This window comes from Kribbella sp. NPDC055110, assembly GCF_053607525.1.
The window spans coordinates 1-1,031 of the sequence record NZ_JBSGTS010000076.1 but is presented as its reverse complement, the minus strand read 5'-3'; the positions used below and the strand labels follow the sequence as shown (position 1 = coordinate 1,031).

The 1,031-nt window shown below is 53.3% G+C and carries 2 protein-coding genes; both read right to left on the bottom strand.

Annotated elements, in window-relative coordinates:
* A partial coding sequence (locus tag ACWF0M_RS38155; protein WP_452240649.1) for a P22 phage major capsid protein family protein occupies nt 1-687 on the bottom strand: 687 nt, incomplete at its 3' end.
* Between the two features lie 11 nt (nt 688-698).
* A partial coding sequence (locus ACWF0M_RS38150; RefSeq protein ID WP_452240648.1) for a hypothetical protein occupies nt 699-1,031 on the bottom strand: 333 nt, incomplete at its 5' end.

Below are 1,031 nucleotides of genomic sequence, written 5' to 3'. Positions count from 1 at the left end.
CAGCGTACCACCGAATGCACCTTGCGTGCGGGATGCCAGGCCGTTAGACATCAGCGCGCGAATGCCGCCGAAGTTAGTGGAGATCTGCGCATTTTCCCAGGCGGTGCGAACCAGTTGGTCGGCAGCGTGCAGACCAGATTGCGCGTCTGCCAGGCGCTGGGCTGACCACGGATCCATTACCGCATAGTTCTCACCCTCAACGACGCCCAAATCCTTCAGGAAGGATGCGGTTTGAGCCACATCAGACCATTTGTTGATCGGGGTATTGGGGCTCCCCAGAGCCAGTGCGCCATTGTTCATCATGAACTTGGCCAGCTCAGTTTCCAGGTCGGTTACGATGCGCTGACGAACCGGAGCCAGAATTTCTTCCAGTTGGTTCAGCTTGATCGCTTCTTCCAGTTGCTGATACTCGACGGCAACAGTGATGTAGTTGCCGACGCGGCCAGTTGCCTTACCGGAGATCAGGTTGTTCTTCGCCTGACCCGAAATGTCACCCGTAGGAGTGCGCAGAGATGAGAACTGATGCGGACGTTTGAAGCTCACGCTATCGCCGGTATTGGAGTTGATTTCTCCAGCCAGCAATTGGCGGTCTACGGTTTTTGCCAATACCAGGTCAGACATGAAACCAGGCAGGAATTTTTTCAGGACGATTTGACTGACGTTACTGTTTAAATCATTGGTAGCCATTTAGCTGTTCCTTATTCGATTTTAGCGCCGGGGCAGAGTTTGTTGAAATCATCTTGTTTCGCATCAGCGCCGCCACCACGAACCTCCGGCTCTGGCTTGATGGCTTTCTTAGGCTTTGGTGCCAACTTAACTTGCTGGCTAATCTGGCCTAAGAGGAATGCTGCGCGAATTGGGTCTGTCTCAGCGGCTACACGCTGGCGTAGTTGTTGGTTCTTGCCCAATGCATAAGCAACGAGTTCAGAACCTTCGTCGGCGGCATGAATCAGGATTTCCTGTTGGATAACCGGAATCTCCTGGCGAACGATGTCTTCCATCTCGCGATAGTCTTTCACCGGAAGCTTTGC